This is a genomic window from Vibrio sp. PID23_8, assembly GCF_003584965.1.
Taxonomy (GTDB): Bacteria; Pseudomonadota; Gammaproteobacteria; order Enterobacterales; family Vibrionaceae; genus Vibrio.
On record NZ_LIXE01000003.1, the window covers coordinates 32,370 to 46,599 of the forward strand.

Here is a 14,230-nt window from a genome sequence, read left to right on the forward strand (position 1 = left end):
TCTGGAGGATTTGTAATGCAACAACACTACGATTACATCATCGTCGGTGCGGGCTCGGCAGGCTGTGTCTTGGCCGATCGCCTGAGTGAAAGCGGTCAGCATCAAGTCTTGCTGTTGGAAGCGGGTGGCTCAGACAAGAGCATCTTCATCCAGATGCCAACGGCGCTGTCTTACCCAATGAACAGCGAAAAGTACGCATGGCAGTTCGAAACTGTTGCTGAAGATGGGTTAGATGGACGTCAACTTCATTGCCCACGCGGCAAAGTGTTAGGCGGCAGCTCGTCGATCAACGGCATGGTTTATGTTCGTGGTCATGCTTGTGACTTTGACGAATGGGAAGAAGAAGGCGCGAAAGGCTGGAACTACCAAGCGTGTCTGCCGTATTTCCGTAAAGCGGAAACTTGGACGGGCGGTGCTGACGATTACCGTGGTGACAGCGGTCCTGTAGGGACGTGCAATGGTAACGACATGAAGCTGAACCCGCTTTACCAAGCTTTTATAGAAGCAGGTAAAGATGCAGGCTACCCAGAAACGCAAGACTACAACGGCTATCAGCAAGAGGGCTTCGGTCCTATGCACATGACGGTAGACAAAGGCGTGCGTGCTTCTACCTCTAACGCTTACTTAAGCCGTGCGAAAAAACGCAGCAACTTCACTTTGATGAAAGGCGTGACCGCTCATCGAATTTTACTTGAGGGTAAAAAAGCGGTCGGTATTGAGTTCGAACAATCTGGCAAAATTAAACAATGTTTCGTCAATAAAGAAGTGGTATCGAGCGCAGGTTCTATTGGCTCGGTACAGTTACTTCAACTTTCGGGTATTGGTCCACAGTCTGTGCTTGAGAAAGCGGGCATTGAAGTGAATCACGCGCTCGAAGGCGTGGGTAAGAACCTGCAAGACCACCTTGAAGTGTACTTCCAGTATCACTGCAAACAGCCGATCACTCTCAACAGCAAGTTAGGTTTGATCAGCAAAGGTTTGATTGGCACCGAGTGGATTCTGACCCGCAAGGGTTTGGGCGCGACCAACCACTTTGAATCGTGTGCGTTCATCCGTTCTCGTGAAGGTTTGAAGTCGCCAAACATTCAATATCACTTCCTGCCTGCGGCAATGCGTTATGACGGTCGTGCTGCGTTTGATGGTCACGGCTTCCAAGTGCATGTTGGTCCAAACAAACCTGAGAGTCGCGGCAGTGTCGAAGTGGTTTCTGCTAACCCAAATGACAAGCCAAAAATCGAGTTCAACTACATCTCGACCGAACAAGATAAGCAGGATTGGCGAGACTGTATTCGTCTTACGCGTGAAATCCTCAATCAACCTGCAATGGATGCGTTCCGCGGTGAAGAGATCCAACCCGGTCTTCACATCTCTAGCGATGAAGCGATTGATGAGTGGGTGAAGCAAAATGTGGAAAGTGCTTATCACCCATCGTGTAGCTGCAAAATGGGCGCAGATGATGACCCAATGGCAGTGCTGGATGAAACTTGCCAAGTGCGTGGCATTGAAGGTTTGCGCGTTGTGGATTCATCCATCTTCCCAACCATTCCCAATGGCAACTTAAACGCACCAACCATCATGGTGGCAGAGCGTGCCGCGGACATGATCTTGGGTAATACGCTCGAAGAATCGAATAATACACCGGTTTGGATTGCTCCGAACTGGGAAGAGACGCAAAGAATGCGTCCGCCGAAAAGAGACTTAAGCTCAATCTCATAAAGTCAGCAATCATTACAAGGAATTTAAACATGTCTACGATGACAAAAATCTTTTCATCTATCGCACTGAGTGCAGTGGCGACAGGTGCTTACGCTAACCAATGTGAAACCGTTCGATTTGCCGATGTAGGTTGGACGGACATTACCGCAACCACTGCTGTGACCTCCGAACTGCTAAAAGGCTTGGGCTACAAAACCAAGACCGATCTTCTGTCTGTACCTGTGACGTACTCTTCAATGGCAAACGGTGACATTGACGTATTCCTAGGTAACTGGATGCCAACCATGGAAGGCGATATCGCCAAATACCGTGAAGCTGGCACAGTGGAAACCGTTCGCGCAAACCTTGAAGGTGCGAAATACACACTAGCAGTGCCAAAGTACGTCTATGACGCAGGCGTGAAAAGCTTTGCTGATTTGGCAAAGCATGCCGACAAATTTAAAGACCGCATCTACGGCATTGAGCCGGGTAACGATGGTAACCGTTTGATTCAAAATATGATCGACAGCGATGCATTCGGCTTGAAAGACTTCAGCCTAGTGGAATCAAGCGAAGCGGGCATGGTGTCTCAGGTGTCTCGCGCAGTGCGCCGTAACCAGTGGATCGTTTATCTAGGTTGGGCACCGCACCCAATGAACAGCAACGTTGAGATGGAATATCTATCGGGCGGTGACGACTACTTTGGTCCTAATTACGGTGGTGCGAATGTCTACACCAACGTACGCCAAGACTACCTATCTGAGTGTCAAAACGTGGGTCAACTGCTTAAAAATCTCGAGTTCAGTCTAGAGATGGAAAACCAGTTGATGGAGGCGATTCTGAACCAAAAACAGAAGCCAGCGAAAGCGGCGCAAGAATGGTTGAATGCCAACCCTCAACAATTTGAAGCGTGGCTAGAAGGCGTGAAAACGCTGGACGGTAAAGACGCAAAACAAGCGATGACTTCTTACCTAAAAACAAACGCTTAATCATTCCTCTCTTAAGGAACAGGTGGGCAGCGATGCCCGCCTTTTAACACAAAGGTTTTATTGTGAATTTTATTACGGACAACAAACTTCCGTTGGGCGAATGGATGGAAACGGGCGTGGATTGGTTAACCATGAATGCGTCGGGCTTCTTTGATGCTATCTCTATCTTTCTCGAAACCATCATTCTTTTCGTGGTGGATATTTTCAAATGGATGCCACCGGCAGCACCCATCATCCTGACTGCTGCGATTGCGTGGTTCTTACACCGCAGCATTCCATTGATGGTGTTTATCGTGTTGTCGCTGCTGACCATCCTTAACCTCGGCTACTGGCAAGAAATGCTGGAAACCTTTGTTCTCGTCTTCGCTGCGACAACGATTTCCGTATTAATTGGCGTGCCACTCGGCATCATGGCGGCGCATCGCCCGTGGTTGTACACCTTATTGCGGCCAATACTCGATTTAATGCAGACCGTACCAACGTTCGTGTATCTGATCCCAACACTGGTTCTGTTTGGTTTAGGTATCGTACCTGGGCTGATTTCCACCATTATCTTTGCCATCGCCGCACCGATTCGTCTGACTTACCTTGGCATCACCAAAGTGCCGGAAGAGTTAATTGAAGCGGGTAAAGCCTTTGGTGCGAGCCGCATGAAACTGCTGTTTAAAGTCGAGCTGCCAGCGGCATTGCCAAGCATTATGGCGGGCGTTACCCAGTGTATTATGTTGTCGCTTTCTATGGTGGTGATTGCTGCGCTAGTCGGTGCCGACGGGTTGGGTAAACCCGTCGTGCGAGCACTGAATACGGTGAACATTTCTCAAGGTTTTGAAGCGGGTTTAGCAATTGTTCTGGTCGCGATTATTCTTGACCGTTTGTGCAAAGCGCCAAACCAAAAGGAGGCATAACATGGATGCAATTACGATTGAAAACCTCGACGTTGTGTTTGGGCATCAGCAAGAGCAAGCACTAGCGCTACTAGACCGAGGCAAGTCTCGCCAAGAGATCATTGATGAAACCGGGCAAGTGGTTGGCGTCGATAAGGTCTCAATGAGCGTCAAACAAGGTGAGATCTGTGTATTGATGGGATTGTCCGGCTCGGGAAAATCTAGCTTACTTCGTGCCGTCAATGGTTTGAATGAGATCTCTCGTGGTTCGCTCAAAATCAAAGATGGCGACGACATGGTAGAGCTTGCCAAGTGTGACGAACAGACTCTGCGTAACTTGCGTACTCACCGCGTGTCGATGGTGTTCCAAAAGTTTGCGCTTATGCCGTGGTTAACGGTGTTAGACAACGTGGCGTTTGGACTCGAGATGCAGGGCATTGGCAAAGCTGAACGTCGTAAAAAGGCGCGTGAACAACTAGACATGGTTGGGTTGAGTGAGTGGGAGAGTAAGTTCCCGCATGAGCTTTCGGGTGGTATGCAGCAGCGTGTTGGTTTAGCTCGCGCCTTTGCTATGGATACTGACATCTTGTTGATGGATGAGCCGTTTTCCGCGCTCGATCCTTTGATACGCGCTCAGCTTCAAGATGAACTGATTCAACTGCAAGAGAAGCTCAACAAAACGATTTTGTTTGTGAGCCACGACCTAGATGAAGCGCTGAAAATCGGTAACAACATTGCCATTATGGAGTCGGGAAAACTGATTCAACACGGCAAGCCTGAGCAAATCATTCTTGCGCCAGAAAACGATTATGTGGCGGACTTTGTGGCTCACACTAATCCGCTCAACGTATTGAAAGGTCGTTCACTGATGCAAGCAAGCCAGCACCGAGCTTGAGCAGCAAAATGACCGCGTATTGGTGTGTGCTGATAAGCAGATTTGGGTTGAACAAGAACCGAAAGGTTTAACACTGGTGGATTCCGATAAGTCATTGGTGAATTGGGAGAGTGATTCCACCACGCTTGATGACATTGGCGAAAGTTCGGTCGTTCAAGCCAATCCAGACATCAGCATGCGCGAGGCGATTGAACTGAAGCTACGCAGTAATCAACCTATCTTGCTGGTGGAAGAGAACAAGCTGGTGGGCGTGCTGAGCGACAACGAGCTGTACGACGCACTGCTTGGTAACTTTAAGTCCAAGCAAGTGGCCTAGCTTAGCTGTTTCTTGTCTCAAAACGTTTGTTTGCCCCTCTCCAAAAAACAAAATGAGCCGTACCCCTTAGATTGAGAACTAAAAGGTGCGGCTCTTTTAATTTGAACAATGGTTCAGATAGCGAGGCTAGGAGACGATACTCATTAAAGAGTGGTCATTATGTCATCCATGTGTAGACGCCCTTTTGGTAGACCGTGGTTGTAGTCTTCGCCGTCTTTGTGGTAGCGCCGATAGCCAGTTCCACTTCACATACGTGACCGTCTAACTCTGCTTTTAATTCTTCGCAATCAGTGCTAAGTCACACCTTTCATTGCTGTAGAGTCGATACCTAGGCGCGCCAGTGTGTGCAGGAGGCTACCTAGTGCGATGACTTGCCTATTGATAGTGCGTGCTTTTTTAATCACCTTCAACGTTTTGTTGAAAATGGCAAGGTGAGGCAAGGGAAGTAGTGAGACAGAAAAAATACGTGCTGGCTAAATGAACTGTTGGCAGAAAAAGGAGTAGCGGTATTGCGCGACTCCTCATGATGTAACGATTAATCCTGCTTCGTTTGCTGATTCTCTTTTACTGCCTTAGCAATATCGGTCACCGCCTCTACCAAATTAATAGGCATTGGGAAAATAATCGTGGAGGTTTTGTCGGTGGTTATCTCCGTTAGCGTCTGCATGTAGCGTAATTGCAGGGCGTTAGGCGCTTCATTGAGCATTTCTGCCGCTTCTTTCAATTTACTGGAAGCTTCTAACTCACCCGTTGCGTGGATGATTTTTGCGCGACGGTTACGTTCCGCTTCTGCTTGGCGGGCGAGGGCACGAACCATGCTTTCATTAAGATCGACATGTTTTACTTCAACAGTGGCAATTTTGATGCCCCAATCATCGGTTTGTTGGTCGAGTATTGATTGCAAGTCTTTATTAAGGCGTTCTCGCTCCGCCAAAAGTTCATCGAGTTCATGTTGACCTAACACGGAACGCAACGTGGTTTGCGCGAGTTGACTGGTTGCATCACTGTAACTTTCGATGTTGTTGATGGCCATTTCAGGGTTGACCACTCTAAAATAAACCACCGCGTTTACACGAACAGAAACGTTATCACGAGTGATCAAATCTTGGGTCGGAACATCTAAGACAATCGTTCGCAAATCGACTCGCACCATTTGTTGGATGAACGGGATCAAGATAATCAGGCCAGGGCCTTTCACCTCTTGAAAGCGCCCAAGGAAAAATACCACGCCACGCTCGTATTCACGCAGCACCTTGAACATTTGCGTTGCCAATGCAAACAATAAAACCAGAACTACGGCAGCAGTGTAGAGCATCATAAGCGCCTCCTATCCTTTCGGGCGGTCACTGGGCTTTACCGTTAGAGTCAGCCCTTTCACTTTAAGAATGGTAACTTGGTCACCTCGTTTTAACGGTTCTTCTGCTTTTGCCTGCCAGAACGCGCCATCTAATTGCACACGCCCAGTGCCATCAATAAAATCATCACTGACGATGGCACTTTTACCCGGGTAGGTTTCCAGACCGGTTGTGGCTTTTCTGCGCCGTATTCGTAGCAATAGGCCAACGGTGATCAGGATCAGTGCGACTGAGAATATCGCGATCCCAAATATCAATGGTAGGGCGACTTGGAAACCGGGTAATTCACTGTCCATTAGGAAGATTGAGCCGAGAACAAAAGCGACAACGCCACCAAGCCCCAGTATGCCGAAGCTTGGGTTAAACGCTTCTGCAATCATAAGAGCGATGCCTAATAGCACAAGACCGAGGCCAACATAATTGACAGGCATCATTTGTAGGGCATACATGGCAAGAAGTAAGCAGATCCCGCCAAGCACACCAGGTAATCCGATACCAGGATTATAGAATTCTAATAATAGGCCATAAATACCGATGAGCATTAAAATATAAGCAACGTTAGGGTTGGTGATCACCGCTAACATTTCGGCACGCCAATCTGGCACCCTCTCAACCCAAATGGGATTTTTTAGTGACAATGTCACCTCTTGGTTGTTCACCTTTACTGACTGACCATCAATGGCCATCACCAGTCCTTCAGGAGAATTCACAATATAGTCGATGACATTGAGGTCAAGGGCTTCTGTGGCATCTAAACTCGCAGCTTCACTGACGGCTTTCTCTGCCCATTCTGCATTTCTTCCATGAAGACGAGCCAAGCCTTTGATGTACGCTTTGGCATCGTTGATGACTTTCTTTTCCATGGCGGTTTTGGCTGGAACTTGGTCTGAAGAGGGGCTCGAATCAGAGTCCGACTCTTTGGTTTTTGATGGTTCCTCTTCGTCAGTAGTGGAAGGCGGTTTAGGGGCACCACCGAGCGAGACTGGAGTTGCAGCACCAAGGTTTGTCGCTTCAGCCATTGCCGCTATGTGGCTAGCCAGTAAGATATAGGTACCGGCGCTAGCGGCACGTGACCCGGATGGTCCGACCCAAGTAGCGACAGGCACAGAAGACGTCGTGATGGCGTGAATAATATCGCGCATGGCACTGTCCAGTCCCCCTGGCGTATCCATTTTCAGTATGATTAAGCTAACGCCATTGACTTGAGCTTGCTCAATTTCACGCGATAGGTAGTCGCTAGTCGCAGGCCCAATGGCACCTTTTATCGGTATGACCCAAATGGTGCTTGCTAGCGCTTGACCTGTAAAAAATATGAGCGGTAAAAGCCATATCCATATTCGTTTCATACAGTCCTCCTTGTGTGATCACCGGGACTTTTTGAAAATACTATTTTGAGTATAGATACGACATTTGCGACTCTGGGAATTAAATATCCTAACCCAAAGGAATGGGCGCCTATCGACACGCTCTAATGACACTCTCTGTTGATGCTCTGATTATTTCTCTAACGAGTTGAAAACGGCTCGAACACACCTTTAAGTGGCATAGGCTTATAGAAGTAGAAGCCTATGCCACTCATCAATCTTCCACGCTTTGAGTTTTTGCGCCTGGTTTGGTGTTTCTACGCCTTCAGCAACAATGGTCATGCCGAGTTCTCGTGACAAGCTTGCGATGTGACGAACGAGTGTCTTAGCCCGAATATTGTTCTCTATTTTATCAATATATACTCAAACCACTTCAAGGGGCTAGGGTCAGCGAGAATGACTTGGAAAGCGCTTGTTATTACGCTGCGTTGTTTTCCTTGCTTACTTTCGGTAAACAGGGAATCAGTGACAACGCTCTGAAGCCTATATCTTCAAGTTGAACGGGTATAGCTTCATGCCATAGATTATTGGAGATTGATGAATACAATAATTGAAAATTATGTATTGAATTGATAACAATGACTTAGTTTAAAATGCTGAAAGTTGCCTTCTTCGAATACAATTGAAGTTGGAAGCGGACAGAAAAATTTAGGGTACGAGATGCTTATTATTCAACGTTTAATCAAGTTGATTGTTATTTGTGTGATTTTTTTCACTATATTTGATCTGATTGCATATGGGGAGATAACCTGGGTAAATCGGTTGTTAGACAGGTAAGCCAATAAAGAGAAAGGGTAAAATCCCCTTTCTCTTTTTGTATTGTTCTTCCATCCACTTTTTCGCTCACTATTTTTTCTGTTCTAATGCGCGTCCTAAGGTTATCTTGCTCGATAAAATAGTGTCACTAGAGTCAGAGCTTAAGCCTTCAAAACACCAAGTTATTGCTTGAGAGAATTCTGTTTCAAAGTTCATTTCGTGCAACAGCCAGGCGAGGTGAAACTGAGCATAAAAATGCGTAAATGGCTTGCGTCGATACAAGTCACTTAACCCCTTGAATGCCGCTACGTACTGGTTTTCTTCAATAGCGATATGCGCGGCAATTAAATCGAGTTCAGTGTCGATAGCCCAACGATTGCAGCATCTGTTGCGCCAGATTTAAGAGAATTGGCCATCATGTGGGCACTATTCGCGGTAAGAACGTCTTAAAAGCCGAGTACTTTGAGCTGATCGCCAGTTAATAGAGAAGATGCACAATATGGCGCACGAAAACTGTTTTATTGCTAATTCGGTTAAAACTGAGATTGTCACAGAGTTGGTAGAATAGAAAGGTGCCGTTTTCTAACGCAGGCCGTATCTAATTAATCTTCTTGGACGCGCGTTTTGAACCCAAGTGAAAGCTCTAATACACCATTTAATGGCGTGAATATAGGTGATTGGTTTCACATTTTTGTTCATTTTAGTCAAGCCGGTGAACCATTGTTGTGCAGTGGCGCAAAAAGTTTTCTGTTAAATTAATGTTAACATTGAATAGTGTGTCATTGATTAATAACGAGCATGGATGTGCAGACTCCTTTGAAACACTTTATTCACGCTAACGGCTTACCTCAATTTGGTCACCTAGAAGCGATACCAGAATCACTTCAGTTGGATACTTTCCAATATCTTAATGAAATGGATAAACCGGCTTCCCGTTGGCGAAAATATTTCGATTATAAACAGTTTCAGTTTGTCTCCATTGTAACGCCTCAATACATCATTGGGGTGGCGATAGCGGACATACGCTACTTGGCTTCTGGTTTCTGTTATGTGTTCGATACAGAAACGCACGAACTCGTCGAGCAGCAATGGTTAAAACCGCTCAATGTCGGTTATCAAACTCAGCCCTCTAGCTGGAACAGCCAAGCGCACCTAGCTAATGACACAATCCGATTCAATATTGAAAGCGGGCAGTGGCATGTGCAACTCTCTACGCATCTCATTCAAGCTAATTTGATACTACAGTCTTTACCAGAAAGCTTACCTCTGATGCTTTGTACACCAACGGCATACTCGGGCTGGACCTACACTCAAAAACACAACACGCTCAACATACAAGGTGAGCTGAATGTGAAAGGGCAGCAGCAAGATTTAACCAATGCCGTTGCGGGGTATGACTTCTCGGCAGGTTACATGCGAAGAGAAACCAGTTGGCGATGGGCGAGTATTAATCATCGTAGTGAGAGTAAAAAGTTTGGTTTGAACCTTGCTGCGGGCGTGAACGAAACGGGCTTTTGTGAAAACGTCATCTGGGTGGATGATGAACGTCATTTAATGCCGCCAGTGCAGTTTGAGTTTTCTCGCGTTCATCCAGAAGAGTTATGGCGAATCACGTCACAAGACAAGCGCATCGATTTGGTGTTCACGCCTAAGAACCAACGATCAGAGAAAAAGAACTTTTGGTTTTTGAAGAGTAATTTCCGTCAGTTTGTCGGCCACTTTTCTGGTCACTTAATTGATGGCAATGGCACGAAGCACGAGCTCGATGAGGTGATGGGACTCACCGAAGATCACTACGCGAAATGGTAGGAAGAGACGATGGAATGGTCACAAATTACGGAACACCCTGACTTTTTGGTGATGTTGCTCGCACCAATCTTCTTTCTCTGTATTGCAGCAGAGTATTGGTTTGGTCAACGTGCGGGAAGATTGCCTGAAAGCGCACGATATGACTTGCCGGAAGTGGTGTGCAACTTTGTGCTTGCAGGGCTTCATCAAGCGACAGATATTTTGACAGGCTTGCTGATCGCCAAACTGTATTTATGGTGGTTTGATTGGCGCTTGTTTGATATCGAGATGACCGTATCTACCTTTTTATTACTCATGGTTTTGCAAGATTTCTTTTATTACTGGTTTCATCGCGCAAGCCATCGTATCCGTTGGATGTGGGCAGCGCATGTGGTGCACCACAGTTCAGAGCGCATGAATTTCAGCACGGCATTTCGTCAAAGCCTGATGTACCCATTAGCAGGGATGTGGTTGTTCTGGCTTCCGTTGGTCATCATCGGTTTTGATCCTAAGTGGGTTGTGTTTGTGGTATTACTCAACCTAGGGCTGCAGTTCTTTGTTCATACTCAGGCGATTCGCTCTCTTGGACCTTTAGAGTGGGTGTTTAACACGCCGTCTCATCATCGCGTACACCACGGCGTGAATCGCCAATATATCGATAAAAACTACGCGGGGGTGCTGATCCTCTGGGATCGCATGTTCGGTACGTTTGAACAAGAAGTTGAAACGGTTCGTTATGGGATCTCGAAGCCTGTAAACAGCTTTAATCCTTTTACGGTCACCTTTGCAGAATGGAAAGATATGCTTAAAGAGGTAAGCCAGCCAGATTTAACCTGGGGCGAGCGCTGGCGTGTATTGTTCTCCCCACCGTCAGATTCATAAGACCGAGCGTATGAAATTCAGCATCCAGCTAGCAATGAGTAGGCCATCGGTAGGCAGTTGTAATGAGGTGAGGCCTCTTCTTTGCACCTCTTCAGGAATGATGTCCTTTCTCATTTGTATTAATGCTTTAGAATAGGCAGAACAGAACTCAGGATGTGCTTGGATCCCCAATGATGTCGGCCCTACTTGCATCATTGATATGGGACAGAAATCGTTACCCGCGAGCACTTGTCCTCTTTCTGGCATACGAAGTACTTGGTCTTGGTGACTGACTAATAGATTAAATTCGTCTTGGTAAGGCGTCATCCATGTTTGTGGTTGGTTTACTTTAGCGATCACGACACCCACGCCCCAACCAACGTCTGCTTTCGCGACTACACCGCCCAACGCTTTCGCTAGCATCTGATGGCCAAAACAGATACCGACGAAGGGAATTTGAGCGTGGTGAATTTGGCGAACGAGCACCTCCATGCGTACAATCCACTCGGCCTCATCCATCACACCGGATTTACTTCCCGTCGTCATATAAGCGTCACACTCGTTGAGTGTTTCTGGAAATTCATTGTGGTTCACCCTGTAAAATTGAAGAACGAGTGTGTTATCGACGGCAAGTAACAGTCGGCTAAACATCATCTGATAATTGCCGTGCTCTGGTTCCAGTGCAGGATTGACATCATCGCAGATTAATACGCCAATTTTCATCGTTGCCTCCGTTATGAAGTCGTCTTGTCACCGGTCTGCGCTTGCAAGAACAGTTGTGTGTATTGAGCGGAATTAAAGTGAATTGGGTTACATCCAGCCGCAGCGTCATTGAAGGCTAATTCACCAATCTTGACCGCATCCTCTTGGCCGATGCCGATCTCAGCAAGTGTGTGCGGAATACCTAAGGTTTTTCTCAAATCAATCACCCAGTCATAGACCGCGTCAAACCCTGGCGATGGCAATGAAAGTCGCTGTGCGAGCGTGAGCATTTTATCTTCAATTTGTGTGCGGTTTGCTTGCAGTACATAGGGCATTAAAATGGCATTGAGTAAGCCATGATGTTTGTCATAGAGCCCGCCTAGGGTATGTGCTAATGCATGCATCGCCCCTAAGCCTTTCTGAAACGCGGTGGCCCCCATGCATGATGCAACCAGTAATTGAGTTCGGGCATCAATATCGTGGCCATCGATATACGCTTTATACAAGTAGCGTTTAATAAGATGCATCGATTCAAGTGCGATACCGTCGGCCATCGGATGATAGCTCGGTGCGCAAAAGGCTTCTAAGCTATGGGATAGGGCGTCCATTCCAGTAGCAGCAGTAATGTGCGAAGGAAGGTCGATGGTAGTTAGCGGATCAAGTAGCACCTGGACAGGCATCATTTTGGGGTGGAAAATGATTTTCTTCGTGTGGTTGTAAGAGTCTGTGATCACTGATGCTCGACCAACTTCAGAGCCCGTTCCTGCAGTGGTTGGGATGGCAATCACCGGGGCAATTTGGCGATCGTCTGCCTTGGTCCAATTATCGCCAATATCTTCAAAACTCCACAGTGGCAGTGTTTGTTTAGCGCAGAGTGCAATGGCCTTTGCGGCATCTAGGCTCGATCCCCCGCCATAGGCAATAATGCCATCGTGGTTTTTCGCGTTATATGCGTCAATACCGTTACTGACATTTTCGTCGGTTGGATTACCTTGCACACCCGAAAAAATAGTAATGTCTATTCCGCGCTCGGCACAACAGGCTACGGTACTTTTTACAATGTCGAGGTCAGCTAAAAAGGGGTCGGTTACCAGTAACGGAGTTTGGATATGTAAACGTCGGCAATGATCGGCCAATGTTGCTAGTGCGCCTTCGCCGACGCTAATTGAGGTAGGGTAATTCCAATGGGTCAGTGTCATGTATCTATCCCTGATCTGTTTTAGTCGTTGAGAGACTTAATATGAAACGACTTAGGTCGAGTGAGCATTTCAAAGCCGATGGTGGATAATGTACAACCGCGCCCGGAGTTTTTAACGCCTGTCCACGCCAGTTCTGGATCAAGGTAATCACACCGGTTGATGAAGACGGTGCCAGTTTCAATGTGCTCACCAAGACTCGTGGCCGTTGGTACGTCACTGGAAAAAATCGCAGCGGTTAAGCCAAACTGAGAGTCATTCATTAGTGCGATGGCTTCTTCATCGCTAGAAACAGATTGAATACCGACGACAGGGCCGAATGACTCTTCAGTCATCAAGCGCATGGTGTGGTCAACATTGGTCAATATCTGAGGGGCAAGATAGGGGGTCCCTGATTTGCTTTCTGAAAATAGTGACTCGTTAATATGAGTAACGGCACCTTTCGAAATCGCATCTTCAACCTGTGAGCGAACGTAATCGGCAGCAGAAGTGCGAACGACAGGGCCTAATGTGGTCTCTGATGAGGTTGGATTCCCTAACCGATATTGCTTAGTCAGTGCAACCGCTTTTTCGACAAACTGATCATGAATAGATTCATGCAGATAAATACGCTCGATGCCACAGCATGATTGACCAGAATTAAAAAAAGCCCCATCGACTAAGGTTTCTACGGCATAATCAATATCGGCATCAGCGCGCACGTAAGCCGGGTCTTTACCTCCGAGCTCCAAGCCAACACCAATAAATCGCCCAGCGGCATTTTTCTCTACCATTGCGCCGCCTGCGACAGATCCAGTAAACGCCACATAGTCAATCAGCGGGTGTTGGATCATATGTTCTGTCGATGGATGGTCAGTATGCAGGAACTGAAATACCCCATGTGGTAAGCCCGTGCCTTCAAAAGCTTGCACTAATCGCTCAGAGCAAAGTGGTGTCTGAGCAGAATGTTTTAAAATAACGCAGTTACCCGCCAAAAGGGCAGGAATGACGGCGTTGATAGCGGTTAAATAAGGGTAGTTCCATGGGGCAATAACAAGGACGTTACCAAAGGGTACCCGCTTGATATAGCGCGTGAAGCCAGATTTGTCTGCCAACGTAATGGTTGCTAGAGCTTGTTCTGCTTGCTCGATCATTGATAACGCCCGTTCTTTAACCCCTGCAATCTCTCCTTGAGTCTGTGTCAGAGGGCGCCCCATCATCATGGTGAGTTCATGTCTAATGACTTGCTGGTTATTCACAAAGTTTGCAATGGCTTGTTTGCAAATCGATTTGCGAGTCTCAAGCGAGGTCGATTGCCATTTTTTTTGGCTTTGGGTCGCGCGCTCAATTGTTGCGTGAATCTCCTCGGTGGAGGACAACGCCCGCGATACGCAAATGGAGCCATCAACGGGAGAGACGGTGTGCTGTTCCATACACGAACTCCTATTTT

General features: G+C 47.1%; 10 protein-coding genes and 5 pseudogenes. 7 read left to right on the forward strand and 8 right to left on the reverse strand.

Annotation, left to right across the window (positions count from 1 at the left end):
- Positions 1–15: 15 nt before the first annotated feature.
- The 4 genes and pseudogenes from betA to choV all read left to right on the forward strand — a co-directional run bounded on the left by betA (position 16) and on the right by choV (position 4,779).
- Positions 16–1,716 (forward strand): choline dehydrogenase, encoded by a 1,701-nt coding sequence (gene betA / locus AK966_RS06640; RefSeq protein ID WP_119463769.1) that lies wholly within the window; start codon positions 16–18, stop codon positions 1,714–1,716.
- Positions 1,717–1,745: 29 nt separating this feature from the next.
- Positions 1,746–2,684, forward strand: coding sequence for a choline ABC transporter substrate-binding protein (locus tag AK966_RS06645; protein WP_099078991.1), 939 nt, complete (start codon positions 1,746–1,748; stop codon positions 2,682–2,684).
- Between the two features lie 62 nt (positions 2,685–2,746).
- On the forward strand, positions 2,747–3,589 hold the full coding sequence (choW, locus tag AK966_RS06650; protein WP_099078990.1) for a choline ABC transporter permease subunit: 843 nt from the start codon (positions 2,747–2,749) through the stop codon (positions 3,587–3,589).
- Between the two features lies 1 nt (position 3,590).
- Positions 3,591–4,779: pseudogene (gene choV / locus AK966_RS06655) on the forward strand (choline ABC transporter ATP-binding protein).
- A gap of 143 nt (positions 4,780–4,922) precedes the next feature.
- On the opposite strand, the pseudogene AK966_RS20085 reads toward choV, so the two are convergent.
- The 5 genes and pseudogenes from AK966_RS20085 to AK966_RS20300 form a co-directional block, all read right to left on the reverse strand.
- Positions 4,923–5,147, reverse strand: a pseudogene (locus tag AK966_RS20085) (NAD(P)H-dependent oxidoreductase); the annotation flags it as partial.
- 167 nt (positions 5,148–5,314) lie between these two features.
- Positions 5,315–6,097, reverse strand: coding sequence for a slipin family protein (locus AK966_RS06665; protein WP_099078988.1), 783 nt, complete (start codon positions 6,095–6,097; stop codon positions 5,315–5,317).
- Between the two features lie 9 nt (positions 6,098–6,106).
- Positions 6,107–7,480 (reverse strand): nodulation protein NfeD, encoded by a 1,374-nt coding sequence (locus AK966_RS06670; RefSeq protein ID WP_119463770.1) that lies wholly within the window; start codon positions 7,478–7,480, stop codon positions 6,107–6,109.
- A gap of 158 nt (positions 7,481–7,638) precedes the next feature.
- Positions 7,639–7,858: pseudogene (locus tag AK966_RS06675) on the reverse strand (EAL domain-containing protein); the annotation flags it as partial.
- 450 nt (positions 7,859–8,308) lie between these two features.
- Positions 8,309–8,623, reverse strand: a pseudogene (locus AK966_RS20300) (response regulator); the annotation flags it as partial.
- Between the two features lie 106 nt (positions 8,624–8,729).
- Between AK966_RS20300 and AK966_RS20090 the strand changes: the two are divergent.
- The 3 genes and pseudogenes from AK966_RS20090 to AK966_RS06690 all read left to right on the forward strand — a co-directional run.
- Positions 8,730–8,822: pseudogene (locus AK966_RS20090) on the forward strand (OsmC family peroxiredoxin); the annotation flags it as partial.
- Positions 8,823–9,052: 230 nt separating this feature from the next.
- Complete coding sequence (locus AK966_RS06685; RefSeq protein WP_119463771.1) at positions 9,053–10,063, forward strand: DUF2804 domain-containing protein; 1,011 nt, start codon at positions 9,053–9,055, stop codon at positions 10,061–10,063.
- A 9-nt stretch (positions 10,064–10,072) separates the two neighbouring features.
- Positions 10,073–10,924, forward strand: a complete 852-nt coding sequence (locus tag AK966_RS06690) for a sterol desaturase family protein (protein WP_119463772.1) — start codon at positions 10,073–10,075, stop codon at positions 10,922–10,924.
- On the opposite strand, the gene AK966_RS06695 is transcribed toward AK966_RS06690, so the two are convergent.
- Genes AK966_RS06695 through AK966_RS06705 form a run of 3 tightly spaced genes read right to left on the reverse strand, consistent with a single transcriptional unit; the run spans position 10,919 to position 14,213 of the window.
- Positions 10,919–11,626: a glutamine amidotransferase-related protein gene (locus AK966_RS06695; RefSeq protein ID WP_099078984.1), complete on the reverse strand. Its 708-nt coding sequence runs from the start codon at positions 11,624–11,626 to the stop codon at positions 10,919–10,921. The two genes, AK966_RS06690 and AK966_RS06695, sit on opposite strands and share 6 nt — an antisense overlap.
- Before the next feature lie 11 nt (positions 11,627–11,637).
- Positions 11,638–12,804, reverse strand: coding sequence for an iron-containing alcohol dehydrogenase (locus tag AK966_RS06700; protein WP_099078983.1), 1,167 nt, complete (start codon positions 12,802–12,804; stop codon positions 11,638–11,640).
- Positions 12,805–12,824: 20 nt separating this feature from the next.
- On the reverse strand, positions 12,825–14,213 hold the full coding sequence (locus AK966_RS06705) for an aldehyde dehydrogenase family protein (RefSeq protein ID WP_119463773.1): 1,389 nt from the start codon (positions 14,211–14,213) through the stop codon (positions 12,825–12,827).
- Between the last annotated feature and the right edge of the window lie 17 nt (positions 14,214–14,230).

Bases quoted from the DNA above. Each gene is read 5' to 3' on its own strand.
- AK966_RS06690 (WP_119463772.1), top strand. From the start codon at position 10,073: ATGGAATGGTCACAAATTACGGAACACCCTGACTTTTTGGTGATGTTG.
- AK966_RS06665 (WP_099078988.1), bottom strand. From the start codon at position 6,097: ATGATGCTCTACACTGCTGCCGTAGTTCTGGTTTTATTGTTTGCATTG.
- AK966_RS06645 (WP_099078991.1), top strand. From the start codon at position 1,746: ATGTCTACGATGACAAAAATCTTTTCATCTATCGCACTGAGTGCAGTG.
- AK966_RS06705 (WP_119463773.1), bottom strand. From the start codon at position 14,213: ATGGAACAGCACACCGTCTCTCCCGTTGATGGCTCCATTTGCGTATCG.
- AK966_RS06670 (WP_119463770.1), bottom strand. From the start codon at position 7,480: ATGAAACGAATATGGATATGGCTTTTACCGCTCATATTTTTTACAGGT.
- AK966_RS06685 (WP_119463771.1), top strand. From the start codon at position 9,053: ATGGATGTGCAGACTCCTTTGAAACACTTTATTCACGCTAACGGCTTA.
- AK966_RS06695 (WP_099078984.1), bottom strand. From the start codon at position 11,626: ATGAAAATTGGCGTATTAATCTGCGATGATGTCAATCCTGCACTGGAA.
- betA (WP_119463769.1), top strand. From the start codon at position 16: ATGCAACAACACTACGATTACATCATCGTCGGTGCGGGCTCGGCAGGC.
- AK966_RS06700 (WP_099078983.1), bottom strand. From the start codon at position 12,804: ATGACACTGACCCATTGGAATTACCCTACCTCAATTAGCGTCGGCGAA.